This window comes from Gordonia caeni (genome assembly GCF_039537105.1).
Lineage (GTDB): Bacteria > Actinomycetota > Actinomycetes > Mycobacteriales > Mycobacteriaceae > Gordonia > Gordonia caeni.
Window position 1 is genome coordinate 64587 of record NZ_BAAAZW010000011.1, and the last position, 24551, is coordinate 89137.

Sequence of the window (24551 nt, forward strand, 5' to 3'; positions counted from 1 at the left end):
CCCGGGACGCCGGGCCTACTCTGGGTCCATGAGCCTGACCTACCTGATGGACATGGACGGCGTGCTGATCAGTGAGGAGAAACTGATCCCAGGCGCGGACGCCTTCGTCACCGAACTGCAGGACAACGACGTCCCGTTCACGGTACTGACGAACAACTCCATCCGCACGCCGCGTGACCTGCGTGCGCGGCTGCTGTCGACGGGGCTCGACATCGCGGAGGAGAACATCTGGACGTCGGCCCTGGCGACCGCCCAGTTCCTGTCCACGCAGCGGCCGAACGGCACCGCGTACGTGGTCGGCGAGTCCGGTCTGACCACGGCCCTGCACGACATCGGTTACGTGCTGACCGACGTGAACCCCGACTACGTGGTGCTCGGCGAGACGCGCACCTACTCGTTCGAGGCCATCACCACCGCGATCCGGCTGGTCGAGCGCGGCGCACGCTTCATCGCGACCAACCCGGACGCGACCGGGCCGTCGTCGCTGGGGCCGCTGCCGGCCACCGGGGCGGTGGCCGCGCTGATCAGCCGGGCGACCGGGCGCGACCCCTACTACGTCGGCAAACCGAATCCGCTGATGATGCGGTCGGCGCTGCGCCGGATGGGCGGGCATTCGGAGTCCACGTTGATGATCGGCGATCGAATGGACACCGACATCGTCTCCGGCCTGGAAGCGGGACTGCGGACCGTCCTGGTGCTCTCCGGTATCTCCACCGCCGAATCGGTGGAGGCCTACCCGTACCGTCCCACCCGGGTGATCCGCTCCGTCGCCGACCTGGTGGGGCACACCTCGGATCCGTTCGGCACCGACTGATCAGGCCCGGCCGGCCGGTTGCGGCGGCCGGGCGCGGTAGCGTGGACAACCGACCATGATCCCACCCGGTGCCCCGCCGGACGCGTGAGGAGTTTCCGTGACCACGCCCCCGCCACCCGAGCAGCCCGAAGGCTCGCCGTCCGGCGCCCAGCAACCGCCCGGGTCACCGACGGAGCCGCCGTACGGCGATCCGACCGTCAACTACGGCCGGCAACCGCTGTACGCCGACCCCGATCAGCAGCAGACCACGGCCGTCGCGGCGGCGGGCGCCGAAACCGCGATCCGCCGCTGGCAGGTGATCGCCGCCCTCGCGCTGGCCGCCGCGGCCGTGGTGATCATCGGCTTCTTCCTGCTCGGCCAGAACCGGGGCTCGTCCGCGGCGCCGGTCACCTCGACGGTCACCGAGACCTCCGAGATCGAGGGCGCCGAGACCACCCGTACCGACACCACCACGGTCACCGGCGAGCGGCAGACCGCGACGCAGACCGAACGCGAGACCGAGACGCAGACTCAGACGCGCACGGAGACCGAACGCGAGACGGTCACCCGCACGGCCACGGTGACCCGTACGACGACCGCGACCGTGACGGCCCCGGCCGACGACGAGGGTTAGCCGGGCAGACCGAGTTCCCGCAGCCCCGGCACCACCTCGGCGGTGAAGGCCTCCAAGAAACGTCGCTGGTCGGCGCCCGGATTGTGGAAGACCAGGTGGTTGAGCCCGGCGTCGAGGTAGGGCTTGATCTGCGCGATCGCCTCGTCCGGGGTGGAGGCCACGATCCACCGCTTGGCGACCTGCTCGATGGGCAGTTCGTCGGCCAGACGCTCCATCTCCACCGAACTGTTCACCGAATGCTTCTGTTCCGGAGTCAGCGACAGCGGCGCCCAGAAGCGGGTGTTCTCCAGGGCACGTGCGGGATCGGGGTCGTAGGAGATCTTGATCTCGATCATCCGGTCGATGTCGGCGAAGGGGCGGTCGGCCTTCGCGGCGCCTTCGTGCACGGCCGGAATCAGCTTCTCGGTGTACAACTCCATGCCCTTGCCGGAGGTGCAGATGAACCCGTCTCCGGCACGGCCGGCGTAGCGCGCCACGACGGGTCCGCCGGCCGCGATGTACACCGGGATCGGTTCGGCGGGAACGTCATACATGTACGCGCCCTGCGTGTGGTAGTACTCCCCGTCGAAGTCGACTTGTTCACCGGTCCAGAGTTCACGCATCAGCCGCACGGCCTCGCGGAGCCGCGCGAAACGCTCCTTGAACGCCGGCCACTCCCCCTGGAAGCCGGTGGCGTACTCGTTGAGCGCCTCACCGGTGCCCACGCCGAGCATCACCCGGCCCGGGTACAGGCAGCCGAGGGTGGCGAAGGCCTGCGCGATCACCGCCGGGTTGTAGCGGAAGCTCGGGGTCAGCACCGAGGTGCCGAGCTGGACGCGCTCGGTGCGCTCGCCGACGGCCGCCAGCCACGCCTGGGAGAAAGGCGCGTGCCCGCCGTTGTGCCGCCACGGCTGGAAGTGGTCGCTGACCGTCACCGAGTCGAGGCCGAACTCCTCTGCCGCGACTCCGATCTCGACCAGGTCGCGCGGCCCGAACTGCTCCGCCGATGCCTTGAGTCCGAGCTTGAGTTCCGCTGCCATGTGTTTCCTTCCGAAGGTCTGTGATCCACCTTACGACGGCCCCGTCAGCGTTCACGCCGCCACCCGGCGCTGCCTCCGGAGCAGCGTCCGGCGACCGGTGGACGCGGCCGGTGAACCGCACGAAGTCCGGCCTCCTGGTGCACAATCGACGCTGTGCCGATTCCACCGGAATTTCTGCGCGCCGATGAGGCGACGCCGCCGCGCACGCTGATCGACATCCTGGCCGCCACCGCCGCGGCACACCCGGACGCACCGGCGATCGACGACGGCGATCAGATCCTCTCGTACTCCGAACTGGTCGCGGTGGTGCGGCGGACGGCCGGGCGGCTGGGAGCCCTCGGCATCGGCCGCGGAGACCGGGTGGGTATCCGGATGCCGTCCGGGCACCGGGACCTGTACATCGCGATCCTCGCGACCCTGTACGCCGGCGCCGCCTACGTTCCCGTCGACGCCGACGACCCCGACGAACGCGCCGATCTGGTCTTCGGCGAGGCCGAGGTGGATGCGGTGATCGATGTCGACGGCATCGACTCGCGCGCCGGCCGGCACCGCGCGACCGGCTCCGGGGAGGCGCTGGAGCACTCCCCGGCCACCGTCGACGACGACGCCTGGATCATCTTCACCTCCGGGTCCACCGGTAAACCGAAGGGCGTCGCGGTGACCCACCGCAACGCCGCAGCCTTCGTCGACGCCGAGGCCGTTCTGTTCCTGCAGGACCGGCCTCTCGGACCGGGCGACCGGGTGCTGGCCGGGCTGTCGGTCGCCTTCGACGCCTCCTGCGAAGAGATGTGGCTGGCCTGGCGCAGCGGCGCCTGCCTGGTGCCCGCGCCGCGGGCTCTGGTGCGCAGCGGCATGGACCTGGGGCCGTGGCTGGTGATGCGCGACGTCAACGTGGTCTCCACGGTGCCGACGCTCGCCGCGCTGTGGCCGGCCGAGGCGCTGGAGGCCGTACGGCTGCTGATCTTCGGCGGCGAGGCCTGCCCGCCCGAGCTGGCCGACCGACTGGTCACCGACGACCGGGAAGTATGGAACACCTACGGCCCCACCGAGGCCACCGTGGTGGCCTCGGCCGCGCTCATGCACAGCGGCGAGCCGGTGCGCATCGGCCTTCCCCTCATCGGCTGGGACCTGGCGGTGGTCGACGCCGCCGGGCGGCCGGTGGCCGTCGGCGACACCGGCGAACTGGTGATCGGCGGCGTCGGTCTGGCGCGCTACCTGGATCCGGAGAAGGACGCCGAGAAGTACGGGCCGCTGGAATCGCTGGGCTGGCAGCGCGCCTACCGCAGCGGCGACCTGGTGCGCCTGGATCCGGCCGGACTCGTGTTCGTGGGACGGGCCGACGACCAGGTGAAGATCGGCGGGCGCCGCATCGAACTCGGTGAGATCGACAACGCGCTGCAGAACCTGCCCGGCGTGAGTGGCGGTGCCTGCGCCGTCCGCGAGAACGCCGCCGGCCACTCCCTGCTGGTCGGCTATCTGGCCTCCACCGACTCGGCCTTCGACCTGACCGCCGCGCAGGCACGGCTGCGCGAAGAGCTGCCGGCGGCGATGGTGCCGCGGCTGGTTCTGCTCGACGAGTTGCCCACCCGCACCTCCGGCAAGGTCGATCGGGCCGCGCTGCCGTGGCCGGTGCCCGGTGACGCCGGGGCCGGTGAGGACGCGGATGCGGCCGGCGATCTGACGCCCACGCAGGCGTGGCTGGCCGAGCAGTGGGCCGCGGTGCTCGGCACGCCGGCACACAGCGCCGACGCGGACTTCTTCGCCGCCGGCGGCGGGTCGCTGTCGGCGGCCCAGCTGGTCAGTGCGCTGCGCACCCGCTACCCGCAGATCACCGTCGCCGAACTGTACGACCATCCGCGTCTCGGCTCGCTGGCCGAGTTGCTCGATTCGACGGCCCCCGCCGAGGCGGCAGCTCCGCGCGCGGTGGCCCCGATCCCGGCCCGCGCCGGGATCGTGCAGCTCCTGGCCGCGGTCCCGCTGGCGACCCTGACCGGTTTCGCCTGGATGACCTGGCTCGGGGTGGCCAACAACATCGGCCGCGCGATCGCCGACTCCCTCGGCTACGCCGCACCGTGGCTGGTGCCGGTGAACTGGTGGGTGCTGGTGGTCGCCTTCCTGATCTTCGTGACCCCGTTCGGCCGGCTGCTCATCGCCGCCGGCGGGGCCCGGCTGCTGCTGCGCGGCGTGTCCCCCGGCGACCATCCGCGCGGCGGCGGGGTGCACCTGCGGCTGTGGATCGCCGAACGGCTGATGGTGGCCAGCGGCGCCCACAACATGTCGGGCGCCCCGTGGATGCCGTCGCTGGCTCGCGCCCTCGGCGCCACCCTGGGACGGGGCGTGGACCTGCACACTCTGCCGCCGGTCACCGGCATGCTGACCGTGGGCGACGGCGCCGCCATCGAACCCGAAGTGGATCTGGCGGGCTGGTGGCTCGATGGGGACGTGCTGCACCTGGGGGCGGTCGAGATCAAGTCCGGGGCCACCGTCGGCGCGCGTTCCACGCTGCTGCCGGGTGCGATGGTCGGCCGGGACGCGATCGTCGACCCCGGGTCGACGGTGATCGGGAGAGTCAAGGCGCGCCAGCGCTGGGCGGGGTCGCCGGCCACCAAGATCGGCAAGGCCAAGTCGCACTGGCCGCGGGAGCGCCCGCCGGTCCGACGCCATTGGGTGCCGATCTACGCCGCCAGCGCTTTGCTGATCGCCGGGATCCCGCTGATCTCCCTGGCCGCAGGCCTGGTGGTGACCTTCTCCTGGGCCCTGTCCGCCGACGACCTCGCCTCGGCGACACTGCGCGCACTGGCGCTGAGCCCGGCCGGGATGCTCGCCGCGCTCGCCGTCTTCGCGCTGGTGACGCTGATCGTCGTGCGCGCGTCGTCGATCGGACTCACGCCCGGCTGGTACGAGGTCCGCAGCCGTGTCGGCTGGCAGATGTGGCTGACCGAGCGGGTGATGGACGCCGCCCGGATCTACCTGTTCCCGCTGTACGCGAGCCTGCTGACGCCGTGGTGGTTCCGGGCGCTGGGGGCGCAGATCGGCAAGGGCACCGAGATCTCCACCGCGCTGGTGGTCCCCAAGTTCACCGTCGTCGGCGACGAGTCGTTCCTGGCCGACGACACCCTGATGGCCTCCTATGAGCTCGGCGGCGGCTGGATGCGGATCGGGCAGGCCCGCGTCGGCAAACGCGCTTTCCTGGGCAACTCGGGCATGGTCGCCCCCGCACGCAAGGTCCCCAAGGGCGGCCTGGTCGCGGTCCTGTCGGCGGCGCCGGCGAAGGCCAAGTCCGGCTCCAGCTGGCTGGGCAGCCCGCCGCAGCGACTGCGCCGCACCGCGGGCGAGGCCGACAGCGCCCGCACCTTCGCCCCGCCGCTGAGGCTGCGGCTGGCGCGGTCGGTGGTCGAGACCCTGCGCCTGGCCGCCGTGTGGGTGTCGTTCCTGATCGGGACCGGCGTGCTGCTGGCCCTGCAGGCGGTCGCGACGGCCTCGAATGCGGCGGTCGCGACGGCGGTCAGCGGGCTGGTGCTGCTGACCGCGGGCGCGGCGGCCGGGGTGATCGCGGCGGCGGCCAAGTGGATGGTGATCGGCCGTGTCCGGGCGGGCGAGCATCCGCTGTGGAGTTCGTTCATCTGGCGCAACGAACTCTCCGATGCCTTCGTCGAGACGGTGGCCGCCCCCTGGTTCGCCAACGCCGCCACCGGAACCCCCGTGCTCAACTGGTGGCTGCGCGCAATGGGTGCGCGGATCGGCCGCGGCGTCTGGTGCGAGTCGTACTGGCTGCCCGAGGCCGACCTGGTGGACCTGGGAGACGGCGCCAATGTGCAGCGTGGCTGCGTGGTCCAGACGCACCTGTTCCACGACCGCGTGATGGCCATCGACTCGGTCCGGCTCGAAGCCGGCGCCACCCTCGGCCCGCACTGCGTCGCGCTGCCGGCCGCGCAGCTCGGCACCGCCGCGACCGTCGGTCCCGGATCGCTGGTGATGCGCGGCGATCACGTGCCCGATCACACGCGCTGGCAGGGCAATCCGATCGCCCCGTGGCCACGCTGAACCAACCGCCCGACGCCGCGTCCGCACCGGTAGGGTGAGGACTGCGGAAGGAGACGAGAACGGAGGATTGAGTGCCGAGCAAGGGTAAGGACGTCAAGCACACCCCGACCCTCAGCGGCACCTCCCACGAGCTCGATCCGTATCTGCCGCGCAACGGGAACCTCGGCTACCGCATCTCCCGGTACGAGCTGGATCTGACCTACCGGGTGTCGTCGAACCGGCTGCGCGGAACCGCCACGATCACGGCGACGTCGTACCAGCAACTCAGTCGCCTCACCTTGGACCTGGCCGGTGGCATGCGCGTCGAGCGGGTGTCGGTGAACCACAAGCAGGCCCGGCATTCGCACCGCTCCGGGAAGCTGTCGATCACGCCGGCCCAGCCCATCCCGCCGGGCGGCGCCATCACTGTCGTGATCCGCTACGGCGGCAACCCGAGGCCGCTGCGCAGTCCGTGGGGGACGGTCGGCTGGGAGGAACTGGAGGACGGCTCCCTGTGCGCGAACCAGCCGAACGGTGCGCCGTCGTGGTTCCCGTGCGACGACCATCCCGAGGCCAAAGCGCCGTTCCAGATCAGCATCACCACCGACAGTCCGTACTTCGCCCTCGCCAACGGGGTGCTGATCTCCAAGAAGCGGTCGGCGGCGCAGACCACCTGGGTCTACGAGCAGGTGGAGCCGATGGCCACCTACCTCGCGTCGATCCAGATCGGCCAGTACGAGCACCGTCGGCTGGCGACCGCACCGGTCCCGGTCTACGCACTGGCGCCGCGGCGGCTGCACCGTCAGTTCGGCGAGAGCTTCGCCAACCAGGTGCCGATGATGGAGTGCTTCACCGAGTTGTTCGGCCCCTACCCGTTCCCGCAGTACACCGCGGTGGTGGTGGACGACGACCTCGAGATCCCGCTCGAGGCGCAGACCTTCTCCACGTTCGGCGCCAATCATTGCGACGGCACCCTCACCAGTGAGCGGCTGATCGCCCACGAACTGGCCCATCAGTGGTTCGGCAACTCGGTGACCGTCGCGCGCTGGCGCGACATCTGGCTGAACGAGGGATTCGCCTGCTACGCCGAATGGCTGTGGAGCCAGCGCAGCGGGGGACGCTCGGCCGAGGAGTGGGCGCGGCACTACTACGCCAAACTGGCGGCGGCCCCGGTGAAGGTGCCGCTCGCCGACCCCGGCCCCAAGGAGATGTTCGACGACTGGGTGTACAAGCGCGGCGCCATCACGCTGCACGCGCTGCGCCTGCGCCTGGGCGACGGCTCCTTCTTCGCGTTGCTCCACCGCTGGACCGACAAGTACCGGTACCGCGCCGCCACCACCGAGGACTTCATCGCCCTGGCCAGCACCTACATCGGCGAATCGCTCAACGACTTCTGGCGGGTCTGGTTGTTCGTCCCCGAACTCCCGCCTTTCCCCGAGCCCGGTGTCCGGGCGCGCTGAGGCCCGCCCCGACACCACCGGCGTCCGCACGACAGCGGCGCCACGGCCGCCACAAAGGGAGATTCTCCGTTTGTCGGCGCCATACGGCCGCTCTCCGTCCGGGTCAGCCGCGCAGGTCCCGCAGGTAGGCCTCGACCCGGTCCGCGCGCGGGAGCAATCCGGCCTCGGCGGCCTCCCGAAGGTTCGGCGCATCGCGATCCTTCTCCGACAGCACCAGTTCCAGCGGTGCCCCGTCGCGGCCCACCGACGGCCAGCCGATGCCCAGTTCCTCGTCGAGCGGGCTGACCCCGTGTTCGCCCGTCGGGTTGTAGCCGGTGGAGCACAGGTAAGTGACGGTGGAACCGTCCTGCAGCGAGCAGAACGCATGCCCGAGGCCTTCGGAGATGTACACCGCCTTGCGGTCGGCGTCGTCGAGCAGCACGGCATCGTGAGCACCGAAGGTGGGCGATCCCACCCGCAGGTCCACCACCACGTCGAGCACCGCACCGCTCGGGCAGGTGACGTACTTCGCCTGTCCGGGTGGCACGTCGGCGAAGTGGACGCCGCGGATCACCCCGGCCGCCGACACCGAGGTGTTCGCCTGCGCGAGGGTGAACGCGTGACCGATCGCCCCGGCGACCTCTTCGGCCTTGAACGCCTCGAAGAAGAGACCGCGATGGTCCTCGTGCTGGGCGGGGGTGAACTCCCAGGCGCCGGCGATCGACAGTTCTCGTACCTGCATGTGGTCCTTCTGTGGTCGGGGGGAGGTTACAAGTCCGGGCCGCGCTGGAGGAGATGCAGCAGGTACGTCCCGTATCCGGACTTGGTCAGGGTCTGGGCGCGGGCGCGCAGGTCGTCGTCGCTCAGATAGCCCAGGCGCCAGGCGATCTCTTCGGGCACGGCGATCTTGAGGCCCTGCCGCTGCTCCACGGTGCGCACGAAGTTGCCGGCATCCAGGAGCGAGTCGAAGGTGCCGGTGTCGAGCCAGGCGGTGCCGCGCGGCAGGACGGTGACGCGCAGTTTCCCGCGGCGCAGGTACTCGGCGTTGATGTCGGTGATCTCGTACTCGCCACGCGCCGACGGGGTCAGGCCGCGGGCGATGTCGACCACGTCGCCGGAATAGAAGTAGAGCCCGGGCACCGCGTAGTTCGACTTGGGCTCCGCGGGCTTCTCCTCCAGGGAGATGGCGTGGCCGGTCTCGTCGAACTCGATGACGCCGTAGGCCGACGGGTCGGCGACCCGGTAGGCGAACACGGCGCCGCCGTCGACGTCTTCGAAGCCCTGCAACCGACTGCCCAGTCCGGGGCCGTAGAAGATGTTGTCCCCCAACACCAGCGCCACGGAATCGTCGCCGATGTGGTCGGCGCCGATCACGAAGGCCTGCGCCAGACCGTTCGGCTCGTGCTGCACCGCGTACGACAGCGAGATCCCGAACTGGGAACCGTCCCCGAGGAGTTCCTCGAACGCCCGGCGGTCCTGCGGGGTGGTGATCACCAGGATGTCGCGGATCCCGGCGAGCATCAGGGTCGACAGCGGGTAGTAGATCATCGGCTTGTCGTAGACCGGGACCAGTTGCTTGCTCACCCCCTGGGTGATCGGGTGCAGGCGGCTTCCGGTGCCCCCGGCCAGGATGATTCCGCGCATGCGATCACCCTATCGGTAGAGTCACCGGCAGTGACGGACTACCAAGGGGAACCTTAGATGCGCGTACTGGTGACCGGTGGTGCCGGTTTCATCGGCGCCAACTTCGTGCTGACGACGCTGGCGAACCGGCCGGACGACCGGGTCACGGTGCTCGACAAGTTCACCTACGCCGCCAACCCGCACACGCTGGACCCGGTGGCCGACCGGATCACCGTGGTCCGCGGCGACATCGGCGACGCCGCCCTGGTCGACCCGCTGGTGGCCGCCTCGGATCTGGTGGTGAACTTCGCCGCCGAGTCGCACAACGACCGCTCCCTGGACGACCCGTCGTCGTTCGTGCACACCAACCTGGTCGGCACCTACACCCTGCTGGAGGCGGTGCGCCGCCACGGCGTTCGGCTACACCACGTCAGCACCGACGAGGTCTACGGCGACCTGGATCTCGACGATCCGGAGCGGTTCACCGAATCGACCGCCTACAACCCGTCGAGCCCGTACAGCTCCACCAAGGCGGGCAGCGATCTGCTGGTCCGGGCGTGGGTGCGATCGTTCGGGGTGACGGCGACCATCTCGAACTGCTCCAACAACTACGGCCCGTATCAGCACGTGGAGAAGCTGATCCCCCGCCAGATCACCAACGTGCTCACCGGGATCCGCCCGAAGGTCTACGGCGACGGCGCCAATGTGCGCGACTGGATCCACGTCGACGACCACAACGACGCCGTCTGGACCATCATCGAGCGCGGCATCCCCGGCCAGACCTACCTGATCGGCGCGGACGGCGAAGTGGACAACCGCACCGTCGTGGAGTCGATCCTGGAGCTGATGGGCCGGCCGGCCGACGCCTTCGACTTCGTCACCGACCGGCCCGGGCACGACCTCCGGTACGCCATCGACTCGACACGGCTGCGGACCGAGCTGGGCTGGAGTCCCCGCTACACCGATTTCCGGTCCGGGCTGGCCGCCACGATCGACTGGTACCGAACGCACAGGGACTGGTGGGAACCGGTCAAGGCGGGCGTGGAAGCCTCGTACGCGAAGACGCAGACGACACTCGACTAGAGGGAGACCACATGCGCGTTCTGGTCACCGGCGGCGCCGGTTACATCGGCTCGCACACGGTGCTGCAGTTGCTGGCCGCCGGACACCACGTGGAGATCGCCGACGATTTCAGCAACGCCAAATCGGCGGTCGTCGGCCGGTTGGAGGCCCTCGCCGGGCAGACCATTCCGGTGCACCGCGTGGACCTGACCGACCGGGAGGCGACCGCCGCACTCCTGGCCGCCGAGCCGGTGGACGCGGTGATCCACTTCGCCGGCTTCAAAGCGGTCGGCGAGTCCGTGGCCAAGCCGCTGGACTACTACGAGAACAACCTCGACAGCACGTTCTCGGTGCTGCGCGCGATGGATGCGGCCGGCGTCCGCAAGTTCGTCTTCTCGTCGTCGGCGACGGTGTACGGCGAGAACCCGGTGCTCGAGCGCACCGAGGACATGCCGACCTCGGCCACCAACCCGTACGGGTGGACCAAGGTGATGATCGAGCAGGTGCTGCGCGATCTGGCGGCGGCCGACCCCAGCTGGCGGATCGCGGTGCTGCGGTACTTCAATCCTGTGGGCGCCCACACCAGCGGCGACATCGGCGAGGACCCGAGCGGCTTCCCGAACAACCTGATGCCGTTCATCACACAGGTGGCCGTGGGACGGCGTGATCGCCTGTCGGTGTTCGGCGACGACTACGACACCGTCGACGGCACCGGCGTCCGCGATTACATCCACGTCGAGGATCTGGCGGCCGGACACATCGCGGCGCTGAACCGCCTGGACGAGATCACCGAGGCGTGGTCGGTGTGGAATCTCGGCACGGGGCAGGGCGTGTCGGTGCTGCAGCTGGTCGATGCCTTCGCCCGCGCCAGCGGCCGGGAGATCCCGTATCAGATCGCGCCGCGCCGGCCCGGCGACCAGGCCGCGAACTGGGCCGACCCGGCCAAGGCGAACGCCGAGCTGGGCTGGCGTGCCGACCGCACCGTCGACGACATGTGCGCCGATTCGTGGCGCTGGCAGTCGCAGAACCCGAACGGCTATCCGGACTGACCGACCCGCTCGGCCGGATTCTGCGCGCCGAGCACATCCTCTTCGTGGTGGCGTCCGATACCCAGCCGGGCAGCGACCGGGCCCCGCGAGCCGCCGAGCACCACCGCCAGGCCGATCAGCGCGATCACCGCGCCGAACAGCAGCATGGCCGGGTAGCCGATGTCGAAGCGGCCGTTGACCCACGCCAGGATCGCCGGGCTGGCGAAGCCCAGATACGTGAGGCCGTAGAAGACCGCGGTGAGGCCGGCCAGGTCGTCGGGTCCGGCGATGCGCTGGACCTCCAGCAGACCGGAGATCAGCGTCATCCCGTAGCCGCAGCCGAGCACCGCCGCCGCGAGGAGAGCCATCGGCACGGTGAGCACGTTCACGGCGACCGCCGCCAGCACCATGCCGGTGGCGACGAGGACCATCGAGATCGCCAGGGCGCGCGGCGAGCCGGGCCGGTCGACCTTGCGGCCGAGGGTCTGCACGAAGAACCCGGCCGTCAATCCCACCAGACAGCAGATGCCGGCGAAGACGATCTCCCAGCCGCCGGTGAACGGCGTGAGCAGCGCCGGCAGCACCGCGTAGGCCACCGCGCAGGTGCCGAACACCCACGGCGCCGTCGGCGCGATCAGCACCCAGAAGCGCAGTTTCCGGACCGACGGGATCTTCAGGTCGTCGACCAGGCGCCCCTGCCGGGCGCCGGTCCGGGTCTCCGGAGTGGGCAGCAGCAGCACCAGCGCGACGGCGGCAAGCGCGATGTTGACCAGGTACGCGAACTGGTTGGGCCACGGCCCCCATTGGGCGAGCAGCGCGGCGACCGCAGCGCCCAGACCGAAACCGGCGGTCAGGCTGAGGGCGGCCCGGCGGGCGCCGGCGGTGACGCCCGCGCCGTCGCGGTCGGACAGTTCCTTGATCCAGCTGCCGCCAACGGCCATGGCCAGCCCGAGGGCGATACCGCTGCACACGCGACCCACCGCCAGCAGCGCCACCGAGTGCGGTCCCGCCGCCAGCAGCGCCGAGCCGATCGCCGCGATCACCGGTGACGGCAGCATCAGCGGCCGGCGCCCGAAGCGGTCCGACAGCGGGCCGCCGATCAGCAGCGCCGGGACGATGCCCAGCACGTAGGTGAACAGCAGCGTGTCCACCACGACGGTCGACATGTGCGAGTGCTCGCGGTACATCACCAGCAGCGGGGTGAACTCGTTGCCGCCCCAGGCCGCGGTGAAGACCGCCAGGGAGACGCCGGGCCAGCCGAAGCGGGTGGCCGAGGCCAGTCGCTGTCGCGGGTTCATCGGCCCACCCCCGGAACCTCGTGCACGCCCGACAGGTGCGCGGTCAGCAGAGCGTCGAATCGAGCGGCGTCGCCGTCGTCGATGGCTTCCACCAGCTCCGCGTGATCGGTGTGGATCCGGTCGACGACCCGTTCGTCGCGGTGCATGCTCGCCGCGGTCATGCGGCGGCGGCGCTCGCCGAGCGAAGTGTAGAACTGCTCGAGCAGGCTGTTGCGGCCGGCTTCGACGATCAACTGGTGGAACTCGGTGTCGATGCGGGCGAATTCGTCGCTGCCGTGCGCTGCGCGATGTTCGGCGAGATTGGCACGCAGCCGGACCACCAGCGCCGCGGCAGCGTCCGGGCGGTCGACGATGCCGCGCACCGCGTGCCCCTCGATCAGCAGCCGGGCCTCGAGCACCTCGCGCGACTCCCGCTCGCCGACGGGCACGATGAGCGCGCCCCGCTTGGGGTACAGGCGCATCCAGCCCTCGGCGGACAGCCGCAGGAAGGCCTCCCGCACCGGGGTGCGGCTGACCTGGCAGCGCTCGGCGATCTCGCCCTCGCTGATGAGTTCTCCGCCGGGGAGTTCGCAGGTCAGAATGAGTTCCTTGACCTGGTCGTACACCCGCTCAGCGGCCGAATACGTCTTAGACACAAGATGTATTTTGCACGTTCGGCGCCGCTGGTGTCCACCGAGTTCTCCCCGTGCGCGCAGAACCGCGCGGCCACAGGTGCAGAATCAGAGGATCGAGAACCACTGATCGACCACCGCATGGCGGGCGCACCCCGCCGGAAGGAGTGACCGTGGCCAGTTCCGCGAACGCGCCCCGCACCGACATCCCCATCACCGATGAGCAGATCTTCGACGCCCATCAGGGCGGCAAACTGTCGGTGGAGTTGCGCAGCCCGATAGCGACGCAGCGCGACCTGTCGATCGCCTACACCCCCGGCGTCGCCCAGGTCTCCCGCGCGATCGCGGCCGACCGCGCACTGGTGGACGAGTACACCTGGACCGACCGTCTGGTCGCGGTGGTCTCGGACGGCACCGCGGTCCTCGGCCTCGGCGACATCGGCCGCGCGCCTCCCTTCCGGTCATGGAGGGCAAGTCGGCGCTGTTCCGTACCTTCGCCGGCCTCAACTCCATCCCGATCGTCCTGGACACCACCGATCCCGACGAGATCGTCGAGACGATCATCCGGCTGCGCCCGAGTTTCGGCGCGGTGAACCTGGAGGACATCTCCGCTCCCCGCTGCTTCGAGATCGAGCGCCGCCTGATCGAGGCGCTCGACTGCCCGGTGATGCACGACGACCAGCACGGCACCGCGATCGTGGTGCTCGCCGCACTCAAGGGCGCCGCCCGGCACCTCGACCGCGACGTCGCGGGCCTACGCGTGGTGATCTCCGGCGCCGGCGCCGCGGGCGTCGCCTGCGCCAAGATCCTGCGGGCCGCCGGTGTCGCCGACATCGTCGTCCTGGACTCCAAGGGCATCATCGCCGCCGACCGCCCCGACCTGAACGAGTTCAAGACCGACCTGGCTACCTGGTCCAATCCGCGGAACCTGCACGGCGGCGCCGCCGAGGCCCTCGACGGCGCCGACGTGTTCGTCGGTGTCTCCGCCGGCACCGTCGCCGAGTCCGCCGTGGCCACCATGGCCGACGACGCCGTCATCTTCGCGATGTCGAACCCGGATCCGGAGATCCACCCCGACGTCGCCGCCGAACACGCGGCGATCATCGCGACCGGCCGCAGCGACTTCCCCAATCAGATCAACAACGTGCTGGCCTTCCCCGGCGTGTTCGCCGGCGCCCTGGACGCCGGCGCCCGCCGGATCACCGAGGGGATGAAACTGGCCGCCGCCGAGGCGATCCTGGCCGTGGTCGGCGACGACCTCGCCGCCGACTACATCGTTCCGAGCGCCCTGGATCCCCGCGTGGCGCCGGCTGTGGCCCAGGCCGTGGCCGACGCCGCCCGCACCGAAGGAGTGATCGCCTGACCCGTTTTGCCCCCGCCCCGGGCTGCTCGGTACCATCGTGAGCGCTGTCGCACGCGACGGCACGCCGCCTTAGCTCAGTCGGTAGAGCGATTCACTCGTAATGAATAGGTCAGGAGTTCGATTCTCCTAGGCGGCTCCGACAAGGCCAGGTAGAAGATCTGATCGCAGATCTTCTACCTGGCTTCTCTCGTATCCGGGCACTGAGACCCGATTCGGCACGCTCCGGCACCATCGACGTCGATTCTCCAGCACCCTGCCTTGACGACCCGTCCGAACATATGTTCGGATTGAGGCATGCGATGGGCGAGCCAGGCGGCCGATGCCGACGACGGCGCACTGCCCGGCCTCGATCGGGCGGGGCTGGTCCGTTCGGTCCAGACGCCCGAGTTCGCCGGAATCACCTTTCACGAGGTCCTCTCGCGCAGCGCGCTGAACAAACTGCCCGAGGGCGCGCAGCTGCCGTTCCGGTACACCGTCAACACCATGCGCGGCTGCAGCCACGCCTGCCGGTACTGTTTCGCCCGGTCCAGTCACGAGTACCTGGATCTGAATCCCGGCGACGACTTCGACTCGCAATTGGTGGTGAAGCTGAACGTCGCCGCGGTCCTGCGGAAGGAACTGCGCCGGCGTTCCTGGCAGCGCGAAACCGTGGCCCTGGGCACCAACACCGACCCCTACCAGCGCGCCGAGGGCCGCTACCGGCTGATGCCCGGGGTGATCACCGCACTCGCCGAGTCGGGAACCCCCATGTCGATCCTCACCAAGGGCACTCTGCTGCGCCGTGACCTGCCGCTGCTGCGGGCCGCACGGCAGGCCGTCGACGTCCGGGTCGGCGTCTCGCTGGCCATGCTCGACGACGAACTCGGCAAGCAACTCGACCCCGGCGCCCCGTCGCCGCGGGCGCGCCTGGACCTGATCACGGCTTTGGCCGAGGCCGGCTTCGCCCCGCACGTCATGGTCGCGCCGGTGGTGCCCCACCTCACCGACGACCGGGCCCAGCTCGACGCGCTGCTGGCCGCACTGGCCGACGCCGGAGCCACCGGGGTCACCGCGCTCCCGCTCCACCTGCGCGGCGCCACCCGCGGCGTCTTCCTGGAATGGCTGGGCCAGACGCACCCCGCACTGGTGCGCCGGTACCGCACCCTCTACGGCCGCGGCGGCTACGTGCGGCCCGAGTACTCGGCACGCCTGCGCGAGCGGATGGCGCCGCTGGTGGCCCGGCACGGGCTCAGCCGGCCCGCCCCGCCGGCACCGGCGGCCGCACCCGCTGCCCCCGCTGCTCCCGCGCCGGCACTCACCCTGTTCTGACCGGGACTCGGCGCGATCGTCGGACGACGGGCATCATGGGCCGCATGGATCTCCGCATCTTCACCGAACCGCAGCAGGGCGCCACCTACGACGACCTCCTCCGCGTCGCGAAGGCCACCGAGGACCTCGGTTTCGACGCCTTCTTCCGGTCCGATCACTACCTGGCCATGAACGCCGACGGCCTGCCCGGCCCCACCGACGCGTGGCTCACTCTCGCCGCGCTGGCGGTGCAGACCGAGCGGATCCGGCTGGGCACCCTGGTCACCTCGGCCACCTTCCGGCACCCCGGTCAGCTGGCGGTGCAGGTGGCGCAGGTCGACCAGATGAGCGGCGGCCGGGTGGAGCTCGGGCTGGGCGCCGGCTGGTTCGCCGAAGAGCATGCGGCGTACGGCATCCCGTTCCCGGATCTCGGTGAACGCTTCGGCCGCCTCGAGGAGACCTTCGACATCCTCACCGGCATGTGGGCCACCCCGGAAGGGCAGACCTACGACTACTCCGGCGGGTACTTCACCATCGAGAACTCGCCGGCGCTGCCCAAACCGCGCCAGCATCCCCGTCCGCCGCTGATCGTCGGCGGCACCGGCCGCAAGCGGACGCCGGCGTTGGCCGCGAACTACGCGACCGAGTTCAACGTCCCGTTCGTCAGCCGCGCCAAGGCCGCCGAGATGTACGAGCGCGTCGGCGACGCCTGCGAGGCGGTCGGGCGTCTTCGCTCCGGCCTCACCTATTCGGCGGCCCTGGTGCTGTGCGTCGGCCGCACCGAGGACGAGTTCCGCCGCCGCGCCGCCGCGATCGGCCGCGAGCCCGACGAGCTCCGCGAGAACGGCGTGGCCGGCACCGTCGACGAGGCGCTGGCGGTGATCGAGTCCTTCCGGCGGATCGGGGCCGGCCGGATCTACCTGCAGACGCTGGACCTGTCCGACCTCGACCAGCTGGAGCTGGTCGCCGCCGAGATCGCACCGCACCTGCCCTGAGACCCGGCGCAGTCCTCACCGCACGCGACGCTTCCGGGCAGACTCCCTATAGTCGATGGCAACCGGCTGAGGATGCCGGGCGACGTCCAGGAGGGGCCATGTCCGACTTCACCGACAAGCTGAAAGAGAAGGCCGAGGCCGTCTCCGCCGCGATCGACAACGAACTCACGGTGCTCGAAGGCGCCGGGGGCGACGATCCGCTGGCCCACGAGGACTCCGACGACGACGCCGACAGCGACGCCTGAGCCACCTCAGGCCGGTTGGGAGCGCCGCGACAGTTCCTCACTCAGCCGCACCATCAGTGCGTCGACGGCGAACCGCGGTTTGACGTTCCGGTCGAGCTCCTCGCGGCACACCAGCACGGCCTCCACGCAGCCGAGGAGCCGCTCGGGGGCGGCGTAGGACGCCATCGGCGCGGACAGGTCTTTCGCCCGGTCGGGGTGCATCATCGCCACCGAGGCCCCCATCGACAGCGCCAGTGCGTCCCGGAACAGCGCGGCCAGGTCTACCAGCGCCCGGTCGAGGGTGTCGCGCATGATGCGCGTGTGCCGGGTCTTCTGGCGCTTCTCGAGTTCCTTGATCACCCCCGCGGTGCCGCGCGGCGGGCGGGCGGTGCCCTTGCCGGTGCCGCCGGCGCCGAGTGCGGTCATCAGCTCATCGTGTTCGGGGGCGTTGAGTTCGGCGGCGATCGCGTCGGCGGCCGTCTTCGCCGAGTTCACCAGCGTCTCGCCGGCCGCGTACATCTGGCCTTCGCGCACGGCGGCGCGCGCCAGCGACAGGGCTTGTTCGCGCTGCGCGCGGGCATGCTCGTCGGTGGCGAGCCGGCGGGCGCGCCCGATGTGGCCGCCGGCCACCCCGGCCGCCCAGCGCGCCTGCTCGGCGTCGATCCCGTCCCGCTCGATCAGCACCTGCGCGATCGCGTCGACCGGCGGCGCCGTCAGCGCCACGTGCCGGCACCGGGAACGCAGCGTCACCGAGATGTCCTCGGGCGAGACCGACGGCGCGCACAGCAGGAAGATCGTCCGGGCCGGCGGCTCCTCCACCGCCTTCAGCAGTGCATTCGCCCCCTGTTCGGTGAGCCGGTCGGCGTCTTCGACCAGAACCACCTGCCAGCGCCCCGTCGTGGGGCGTCGCGCCGCCAGCTGCACGATGTCGCGGATCTGGGCGACGGAGATGGTGAGGCCCTCGGGCACGATGTGCCGCACGTCGCCGTGGGTGCCGGCCAGCACCGTCGTGCAGGCCCGGCACTGCCCGCAGCCGACCTGATCGGGATCGCTGCACTGCAGGGCCGCGGCGAAGCTGGTCGCGGCCACCGATCGGCCGCTGCCGGGCGGACCGGTGAACAGCCAGGCGTGTGTCGTCGCCGAATCGTTGGCCGGGGGCAGATCGCCGTCGCCGAACATCGAGACCGCACCGGACTCGGCGTGGTCGAGCTCGGCGGCCGCGCCGCGAGCCGCTGCGGCGGCGGCGGTCAGCTCGGTGGCCAGCGCCTCCTGCCCGATCAGACCGTCAAAGACATTAGTCACAGTGTCCAGGGTAAGTCCCTGTTCAGACAGAGCCACTCCCGGCAATCTGTTTAACTATTGCAAGCACGCCGGTACGTTTGTTTTGTGGTCAAGCATCGGTCGCGACTGGCTAAGGCAGCGCACACTGCGCGCTGGCTCTCGCATACGCCGTGGCCCATTCTGGCCCTCGATCTGCTGCGCGCGAACCTGATCGGCGCCCTGTTCACTTTCGCTTTCCTGCGTTTCGGCATGCCGGCCCCCGACACGGTGTCCCTCAACCAGATCGACGCGCAGAACCAGCTGTATTTCGTCCTCTACCTGTTGGCGGCCATCGTGATCGGCGGCTGGGCGTCCATCCAGCTGTCCATGCCGGTGCTGATCTGGCATCGGCGCCGGACCCGGCTCGACGATGAGGCCGCCCGCCGGCGGGCCCTGCGGCTGCCGACCCTGCTGACGCTGGTGATCATCGCACTGTGGGTGATGGGCGGCGTGATTCTGTCGCTGCTGAGTCTGCGCGAGTCCGGCAAGGACGCGATCCTGGTGGCGCTGGCCAGCCTGGTCGGCGCGCTGGTCACCGGTGTCCTCAGCTTCATGCAGGCCGAGAAGGTGCTGCGCCCGATCACCGTCGCCGCCATGGCCAACGACCCCGACTCGGCGAAGGCCCCGGGCATCACTACCCGGATCGGCGTCTTCTGGGTGATCACCGTGGCCTTGCCGATGGTGGTGATCATCCTGCTGATCGTGCTGCAGCGCTACGGCGTGATCGACGCGACCCCGGCCCAGTTGCAGCGCCCGATCATCTGGATGGCGGCGGCGGCCATCATCTTCGGCCTGCTGGCCTTCCTGCGTCTGGTGCACTCGATCACCGACCCCATCAAGCAGTTGCGGATGGCGCTGAGCCAGGTCCGCGCGGGCAACTTGAACGTGGCGGTGAAGATCTACGACGGCAACGACCTCGGCCTGATGCAGGCGGGCTTCAACGAGATGGTCGACGATCTGCGCGAACGGCAGGAGCTGCGCAACCTGTTCGGCCGGTACGTGGGCGAGGACGTCGCCCGGCGCGCCATCGAGACCGGTACCGAGCTCGGCGGCGAGGAACGCTACGTCGGCGTCCTCTTCGTCGACATCGTGGGCTCCACCCGGCTGGCGGTGAACCGGCCGCCGCGCGAAGTGGTGGAGCTGCTCAACGAATTCTTCCAGGTGGTGGTCGAGGTGGTCGGGCACCACGGCGGCTTCGTCAACAAGTTCCAGGGCGACGCGGCGCTGGCGATCTTCGGCGCCCCACTGGATCAGCCCGACTTCGCCGGGGCCGCCCTGGCCGCCGGCCGCGAGCTCCGGGTGGAGCTGTCGCGCAGGCTCGGTGACGTCGACATGGGGATCGGCGTGTCCGCAGGCAAGGCCGTGGCCGGGCACATCGGCTCCCAGCAGCGGCTGGAGTACACGGTGATCGGCGATCCGGTCAACGAGGCCGCCCGGCTCACCGAACTGGCCAAAGACGAGCCGACGCGCGTCCTGGGCTCGGCGCGCGCGGTCTTCCTGGCCGACGACGCCGAGGCCGCGCACTGGCGGATCGGCGAGGGCGTGGAGCTGCGGGGCCGCGGCATCGAGACCCTGCTGGCCCGCCCCAATCTGGTCGAGACCGCCCCGGACGTGATCGCCAACTGACCCCAGCCTGACGTATGCCGCCGGGCCACGCCTGCCAGTGGACGCACCTGCGCATACGCAAGGGTAGGGACAAGGCCGCTGTGGACATCGCCGGACGTCCACAGTCTCCCGGCCGGGCTGGTCATCCCCCGGCGGCGGAAGCCGAGGGTGAAGTCATGGACGTCAACTCACTTCTCGCAGCCGAACACGGGGTCGCCAGCTGGGCCACGCTGCGTAAGGCCGGTGTCACCCGGACCGACCTGCGGCATGCTGTGCGTGACGGGGGCCTCCGCCTGCTGCGGCGCGGGTGGTACGCCACCGCCACCGCGGACGCGACGGTCGAGTCCGCCGTCAAGGCAGGTGGGGTCTGCAGCTGCGTGTCCGCACTGAAGCTCCACGGCGTATGGATTCCCGAAGGCTACGGGCGCACTCACCTCCGGGCCCGGCCCGAAGCTCACAATCAGAAGATGCCCGGTCTCTGCCTCCGACACGGCCGCCCGCTGCGCGAGGGGCGCGCCGTGGACGACGTCCCCACCGCCCTCACCCACGCGGTGCGCTGCCTCGACCCGGAGGGGATCGTGGTGGTGCTCGACTCGATCATGAATCTCGGGCTGATGTCGCGGGACGCCTTGGAATGGACGCTGCGCACCACCCCGAAGTCGATCCAGCGCCTGCTGGACCGGTGCGCGGCCGCCGAGTCCGGTACCGAGACGATGGTCAGGCTCCGCCTGCGCCGACACAACCTGCCGATCCGGACGCAGGTTCAGATCCCCGGCATCGGGCGCGTGGACCTCCTTGTCGGGAAGCGCTTGATCATCGAGGTCGACGGTCAGGAGCACCACCACTCCACCGAGCAGTTCCACAATGACCGCGAGCGAGATCTGGAGGCATTCCGGCTCGGCTATCTCCCCATGCGGCTCGCCTACCGGCATGTGGTCCACGAGTGGGAAGTGCGGAAGGGGGCCATCCTCGCGGTGGTCCGGCGTGGCGAGCACCTGGCCGCCCTGCCGACGGCGGAGCTGAATTCGGTCCCGGAACCGGAGTTCCCCTGACGCGCTGTCCCTACTCTGACGTATAGCGGCGGGCCCGCCTCAGCAGGGCCTGGTCAGCCGGATACGCCAGGGTAGGGACAAGTCCCTCAGTCAGCCGTCTTCTTCGCCGCGGTCTTCTTGGCAGTCGTCTTCTTGGCAACCGTCTTCTTCGCCGCGGTCTTCTTGGCAGCCGTCTTCTTGGCGACTGTCTTCTTCGCGGCGGTCTTCTTGGCCGGCGCCTTCTTGGCGGTCTTCTTGGCCGCCTTCTTCGCCGGTCCGCGCGCACGGCGCTCGGCCAGCAGTTCCATCGCCCGCTCCGGGGTGATGTCGGCGACCTCGTCGCCCTTGCGGAGGCTGGCGTTGGTCTCGCCGTCGGTCACGTACGGCCCGAAACGGCCGTCCTTGATCACCATCGGCTGGCCGCTGACCGAGTCCTCACCCAGCTCCCGCAGCGGCGGGGCGGCGGCCGCCCGACCGCGGCGCTTGGGCTCGGCGTACAGCTTCAGCGCCTCCTCCAGGGTCACCGTGAACAGCTGCTCCTCGGTAGCCAGCGACCGCGAGTCTGTGCCCTTCTTCAGGTAGGGCCCGTAACGACCGTTCTGTGCGGTGATCTCGTCGCCGCTGTCCGGGTCCACACCGACCACCCGGGGCAGGGACAGCAGCTTGAGTGCGTCCTCCAGGGTGACGGTGGCGATGTCCATGGTGCGCAGCAGCGAGCCCGTGCGGGGCTTGGGACCGGCCGCCTTCTTCTTGGCCGCCGTCTTCTTGGCGGCTTTCTTGGCCGGGGCCTTGGTGGCCACGGTGCCCGCGGCGACGTCGTCGAGGGCGACTACCTGATCGCCGCCCGCCGCCGCAGCGGGCACCGCGCCACCGTCGCGCGGAGTCGGCCCCGTGGGGATGGTGGCGGGAGCACCGGCGTCGCCGTCGTCGTCGTCCTCGGACGGCAGGATCTCGGTGACGTACGGGCCGAAGCGGCCCTCCTTGGCGACGATCTCGTGACCGGTCACCGGGTCGACGCCCAGAACCCGGCCTTCCTGCGGGGTGGAGAAGAGCTTCTCGGCCACCTCCACGGTCAGCTCGTCCGGGGTCATGTCCGACGGCAGGTTCGCGCGCTGCAGGTCCGGTTCGGCGTCCGGGGCGGCGACGTTGCGTTCCAGGTAGGGGCCGTACCGTCCGACGCGGACGTACACCGGCCGGCCTTCGAGGTCGTCGAGGATCTTGATGGAGTTCACCTCGCGGGCGTCGATGCCCTCCAGGTTCACGCCGACCAGCTTCTTGAGGCCGCCGAGGCGGGCGATCGCGTGGGCCGCGGCGTCGTCGTCCAGGTGGCCGTCGTCGCCGAAGTAGAACTCACTGAGCCAGCGGGTGCGGTCGGCGTCGCCGTTGGCGATCTGGTCCAGATCGTCTTCCAGCGAGGCGGTGAAGTCGTAGTCGACCAGGCTGTTGAAGTACCCCTCCAGCAGGCCGATCACGGCGAAGGCCACCCACGACGGCACCAGCGCGTTGCCCTTCTTGAGGGCGTAGCCGCGGTCCTGGATGGTGCCGATGATCGACGCATAGGTCGAGGGGCGGCCGATGCCGAGGTCCTCGAGCATTTTGACCAGGGAGGCTTCGGTGTACCGGGCCGGCGGGTTGGTGGTGTGCCCGTCGGCGGTGAGGTCCGAGGCGGTCAGCGCCTGGCCTTCGCGCAGGTTCGGCAGCCGGTTCTCGGCGTCGTCGGCCTTGGCATCGCCCTGGTCCTCGACGCTCTCGACGTAGGCCGACAGGAAGCCCGGGAAGGTGATGGTGCGGCCGGACGAGGCGAAGACCACGCGCTCGCCGCCGGCGGCGGTGCCGCTGATCCGCAAGGTCATCGTGGTGCCCTTGGCGTCGGCCATCTGGGAGGCGACGGTGCGCTGCCAGATCAGCTCGTACAGGCGGAACTCGTCGGTGTTCAGCGCCGATGCCAGCTGGCCGGGGGTGGCGAAGGTGTCGCCGGACGGGCGGATCGCCTCGTGTGCCTCCTGCGCGTTCTTCACCTTGCGGGTGTACTGGCGCGGTGAGGGGCTCACGTACTCGGCGCCGTACAGCTCGCGGGCCTGGGTGCGGGCGGCGTTGATGGCCGACTCGCTCAGGGTGGTCGAGTCGGTACGCATGTAGGTGATGTAGCCGTTCTCGTACAGCCGCTGCGCGGTGCGCATGGTGCGGTCGGACGAGAAGCGCAGCTTGCGGCCGGCCTCCTGCTGCAGCGTCGAGGTCATGAAGGGCGCGTACGGGCGGCGGGTGTACGGCTTGGACTCCACCGAGCTGACGGTGAGCTCGGCGTCGGCCAGACCAGTGGCGAGCGCGGTCGCCTTCGCCTGATCCAGGACCACCACGCCTTCGGTCTTGCGCAGGGCGCCGTCGGGGCCGAAGTCGCGGCCGGTGGCCACGCGGGCGTCGTCGACCGACAGCAGCCGCGATCCGAAGGTGCGCGGCGAGGCCTCCGCTCCGGCGTCCAGGGTGGCGGCGATGTCCCAGTATTCGGCGGAGACGAAGGCCATCCGCTCGCGTTCGCGGTCGACGATGATGCGGGTGGCCACCGACTGCACGCGGCCGGCCGACAGCTTCGGCATCACCTTCTTCCACAGCACCGGCGAGACCTCGTAGCCGTAGAGGCGGTCGAGGATGCGGCGGGTCTCCTGGGCGTCGACCAGGTCGATGTCCAGGTCGCGGGGGTTCTCGGCGGCGGCCCGGATGGCCGACTCGGTGATCTCGTGGAAGACCATCCGCTTGACCGGGACCTTCGGCTTCAGCGTCTCCAGCAGGTGCCACGCGATGGCCTCGCCCTCGCGGTCACCGTCCGTCGCGAGGTAGAGCTCGTCGACGTCCTTCAGGAGCCCCTTGAGTTCGGTGACGGTCGACTTCTTGTCCGCGGAGACCACGTACAGCGGGTCGAAGCCCTCGTCGACGTTCACGCCGAGCCGCGCCCACGACTGTCCCTTGTACTTGGCGGGCACGTCGGCGGCACCACGCGGCAGATCGCGGATGTGACCGCGGGAGGATTCCACGACGTAGTTGGCGCCGAGGTAGCCCGCGATCTTGCGAGCCTTGGTCGGCGACTCGACGATGACGAGTCGCCGCACGGCGGTGGAATCAGAGTCGGTGGCGGCCACGGGTGCCCTTCGGTAAGAGAATCGCTACTCGTTGCCGTTGTACCTTATATATAGGGGCTTCT

At 70.2% G+C, this 24551-nt stretch carries 18 protein-coding genes, 1 tRNA gene and 1 pseudogene; 13 read left to right on the forward strand and 7 right to left on the reverse strand.

Annotated elements, in window-relative coordinates; all coding sequences use genetic code 11:
• The first annotated feature begins 28 nt into the window (after positions 1–28).
• Complete coding sequence (locus ABD732_RS16475; RefSeq protein ID WP_344785572.1) at positions 29–814, forward strand: HAD-IIA family hydrolase; 786 nt, start codon at positions 29–31, stop codon at positions 812–814.
• 97 nt (positions 815–911) lie between these two features.
• Positions 912–1427 (forward strand): hypothetical protein, encoded by a 516-nt coding sequence (locus tag ABD732_RS16480; protein WP_344785573.1) that lies wholly within the window; start codon positions 912–914, stop codon positions 1425–1427.
• Here ABD732_RS16480 and fgd read toward each other — a convergent pair.
• A complete protein-coding gene (gene fgd, locus ABD732_RS16485; RefSeq protein WP_344785574.1) occupies positions 1424–2446 on the reverse strand; it encodes a glucose-6-phosphate dehydrogenase (coenzyme-F420) in 1023 nt (340 codons plus the stop codon). The genes ABD732_RS16480 and fgd overlap by 4 nt on opposite strands.
• A 153-nt stretch (positions 2447–2599) precedes the next feature.
• Here fgd and ABD732_RS16490 point away from each other — a divergent pair, with 153 nt between their 5' ends.
• Together ABD732_RS16490 and ABD732_RS16495 are read left to right on the forward strand one after the other, a co-directional pair.
• Positions 2600–6490: a Pls/PosA family non-ribosomal peptide synthetase gene (locus tag ABD732_RS16490; RefSeq protein ID WP_344785575.1), complete on the forward strand. Its 3891-nt coding sequence runs from the start codon at positions 2600–2602 to the stop codon at positions 6488–6490.
• A gap of 71 nt (positions 6491–6561) precedes the next feature.
• A complete protein-coding gene (locus ABD732_RS16495) occupies positions 6562–7929 on the forward strand; it encodes a M1 family metallopeptidase (protein ID WP_344785576.1) in 1368 nt (455 codons plus the stop codon).
• Positions 7930–8032: 103 nt separating this feature from the next.
• Here the strand turns inward: ABD732_RS16495 and ABD732_RS16500 are convergent, their stop codons facing one another.
• Both ABD732_RS16500 and rfbA read right to left on the reverse strand, forming a co-directional pair.
• The gene (locus ABD732_RS16500; RefSeq protein WP_344785577.1) at positions 8033–8650 is read right to left on the reverse strand and encodes a dTDP-4-dehydrorhamnose 3,5-epimerase family protein; all 618 of its coding nucleotides are present in this window, start codon (positions 8648–8650) and stop codon (positions 8033–8035) included.
• Positions 8651–8676: 26 nt separating this feature from the next.
• Complete coding sequence (rfbA, locus tag ABD732_RS16505) at positions 8677–9552, reverse strand: glucose-1-phosphate thymidylyltransferase RfbA (RefSeq protein ID WP_344785578.1); 876 nt, start codon at positions 9550–9552, stop codon at positions 8677–8679.
• 57 nt (positions 9553–9609) lie between these two features.
• On the opposite strand from rfbA, the gene rfbB reads away from it, so the two are divergent.
• Positions 9610–10614, forward strand: coding sequence for a dTDP-glucose 4,6-dehydratase (rfbB, locus tag ABD732_RS16510; protein ID WP_344785579.1), 1005 nt, complete (start codon positions 9610–9612; stop codon positions 10612–10614).
• An 11-nt stretch (positions 10615–10625) separates the two neighbouring features.
• Positions 10626–11642 carry a UDP-glucose 4-epimerase GalE gene (galE, locus tag ABD732_RS16515; protein ID WP_344785580.1) on the forward strand — a complete coding sequence of 339 codons (1017 nt, stop codon included), beginning with the start codon at positions 10626–10628 and terminating at the stop codon, positions 11640–11642.
• On the opposite strand, the gene ABD732_RS16520 is transcribed toward galE, so the two are convergent.
• On the reverse strand, positions 11630–12919 hold the full coding sequence (locus ABD732_RS16520) for an MFS transporter (protein WP_344785581.1): 1290 nt from the start codon (positions 12917–12919) through the stop codon (positions 11630–11632). The two genes, galE and ABD732_RS16520, sit on opposite strands and share 13 nt — an antisense overlap.
• A complete protein-coding gene (locus ABD732_RS16525; protein ID WP_344785582.1) occupies positions 12916–13554 on the reverse strand; it encodes a GntR family transcriptional regulator in 639 nt (212 codons plus the stop codon). Before ABD732_RS16525 ends, ABD732_RS16520 begins: the two co-directional genes overlap by 4 nt.
• Positions 13555–13703: 149 nt before the next feature.
• Between ABD732_RS16525 and ABD732_RS16530 the strand changes: the two are divergent.
• The 5 genes and pseudogenes from ABD732_RS16530 to ABD732_RS16550 all read left to right on the forward strand — a co-directional run bounded on the left by ABD732_RS16530 (position 13704) and on the right by ABD732_RS16550 (position 17420).
• Positions 13704–14893: pseudogene (locus ABD732_RS16530) on the forward strand (NAD(P)-dependent malic enzyme).
• A gap of 63 nt (positions 14894–14956) precedes the next feature.
• Positions 14957–15029: transfer RNA gene (locus ABD732_RS16535), tRNA-Thr, on the forward strand.
• A gap of 158 nt (positions 15030–15187) precedes the next feature.
• Complete coding sequence (locus ABD732_RS16540; protein WP_344785583.1) at positions 15188–16201, forward strand: Rv2578c family radical SAM protein; 1014 nt, start codon at positions 15188–15190, stop codon at positions 16199–16201.
• A 44-nt stretch (positions 16202–16245) separates the two neighbouring features.
• Positions 16246–17175 carry an LLM class F420-dependent oxidoreductase gene (locus ABD732_RS16545; protein ID WP_344785584.1) on the forward strand — a complete coding sequence of 310 codons (930 nt, stop codon included), beginning with the start codon at positions 16246–16248 and terminating at the stop codon, positions 17173–17175.
• 98 nt (positions 17176–17273) lie between these two features.
• On the forward strand, positions 17274–17420 hold the full coding sequence (locus tag ABD732_RS16550; protein ID WP_344785585.1) for a hypothetical protein: 147 nt from the start codon (positions 17274–17276) through the stop codon (positions 17418–17420).
• Positions 17421–17426: 6 nt separating this feature from the next.
• On the opposite strand, the gene ABD732_RS16555 is transcribed toward ABD732_RS16550, so the two are convergent.
• Entirely contained in the window at positions 17427–18701 is a 1275-nt protein-coding gene (locus ABD732_RS16555) for a DNA polymerase III subunit delta' (RefSeq protein WP_344785586.1), read from the reverse strand.
• A gap of 84 nt (positions 18702–18785) precedes the next feature.
• On the opposite strand from ABD732_RS16555, the gene ABD732_RS16560 reads away from it, so the two are divergent.
• Both ABD732_RS16560 and ABD732_RS16565 read left to right on the forward strand, forming a co-directional pair.
• The gene (locus ABD732_RS16560; RefSeq protein ID WP_344785587.1) at positions 18786–20345 is read left to right on the forward strand and encodes an adenylate/guanylate cyclase domain-containing protein; all 1560 of its coding nucleotides are present in this window, start codon (positions 18786–18788) and stop codon (positions 20343–20345) included.
• A gap of 155 nt (positions 20346–20500) precedes the next feature.
• Positions 20501–21376 carry a DUF559 domain-containing protein gene (locus ABD732_RS16565; protein ID WP_344785588.1) on the forward strand — a complete coding sequence of 292 codons (876 nt, stop codon included), beginning with the start codon at positions 20501–20503 and terminating at the stop codon, positions 21374–21376.
• An 86-nt stretch (positions 21377–21462) separates the two neighbouring features.
• Here the strand turns inward: ABD732_RS16565 and topA are convergent, their stop codons facing one another.
• Positions 21463–24489, reverse strand: coding sequence for a type I DNA topoisomerase (gene topA, locus ABD732_RS16570; RefSeq protein ID WP_344785589.1), 3027 nt, complete (start codon positions 24487–24489; stop codon positions 21463–21465).
• Between the last annotated feature and the right edge of the window lie 62 nt (positions 24490–24551).

Excerpts from the sequence above, each read along its gene's own strand:
- ABD732_RS16520 (WP_344785581.1), bottom strand. The coding sequence starts at position 12,919 with ATGAACCCGCGACAGCGACTGGCCTCGGCCACCCGCTTCGGCTGGCCC.
- ABD732_RS16540 (WP_344785583.1), top strand. The coding sequence starts at position 15,188 with ATGCGATGGGCGAGCCAGGCGGCCGATGCCGACGACGGCGCACTGCCC.
- ABD732_RS16475 (WP_344785572.1), top strand. The coding sequence starts at position 29 with ATGAGCCTGACCTACCTGATGGACATGGACGGCGTGCTGATCAGTGAG.
- ABD732_RS16565 (WP_344785588.1), top strand. The coding sequence starts at position 20,501 with ATGGACGTCAACTCACTTCTCGCAGCCGAACACGGGGTCGCCAGCTGG.
- ABD732_RS16550 (WP_344785585.1), top strand. The coding sequence starts at position 17,274 with ATGTCCGACTTCACCGACAAGCTGAAAGAGAAGGCCGAGGCCGTCTCC.
- ABD732_RS16545 (WP_344785584.1), top strand. The coding sequence starts at position 16,246 with ATGGATCTCCGCATCTTCACCGAACCGCAGCAGGGCGCCACCTACGAC.
- ABD732_RS16500 (WP_344785577.1), bottom strand. The coding sequence starts at position 8,650 with ATGCAGGTACGAGAACTGTCGATCGCCGGCGCCTGGGAGTTCACCCCC.
- galE (WP_344785580.1), top strand. The coding sequence starts at position 10,626 with ATGCGCGTTCTGGTCACCGGCGGCGCCGGTTACATCGGCTCGCACACG.
- rfbA (WP_344785578.1), bottom strand. The coding sequence starts at position 9,552 with ATGCGCGGAATCATCCTGGCCGGGGGCACCGGAAGCCGCCTGCACCCG.
- fgd (WP_344785574.1), bottom strand. The coding sequence starts at position 2,446 with ATGGCAGCGGAACTCAAGCTCGGACTCAAGGCATCGGCGGAGCAGTTC.
- rfbB (WP_344785579.1), top strand. The coding sequence starts at position 9,610 with ATGCGCGTACTGGTGACCGGTGGTGCCGGTTTCATCGGCGCCAACTTC.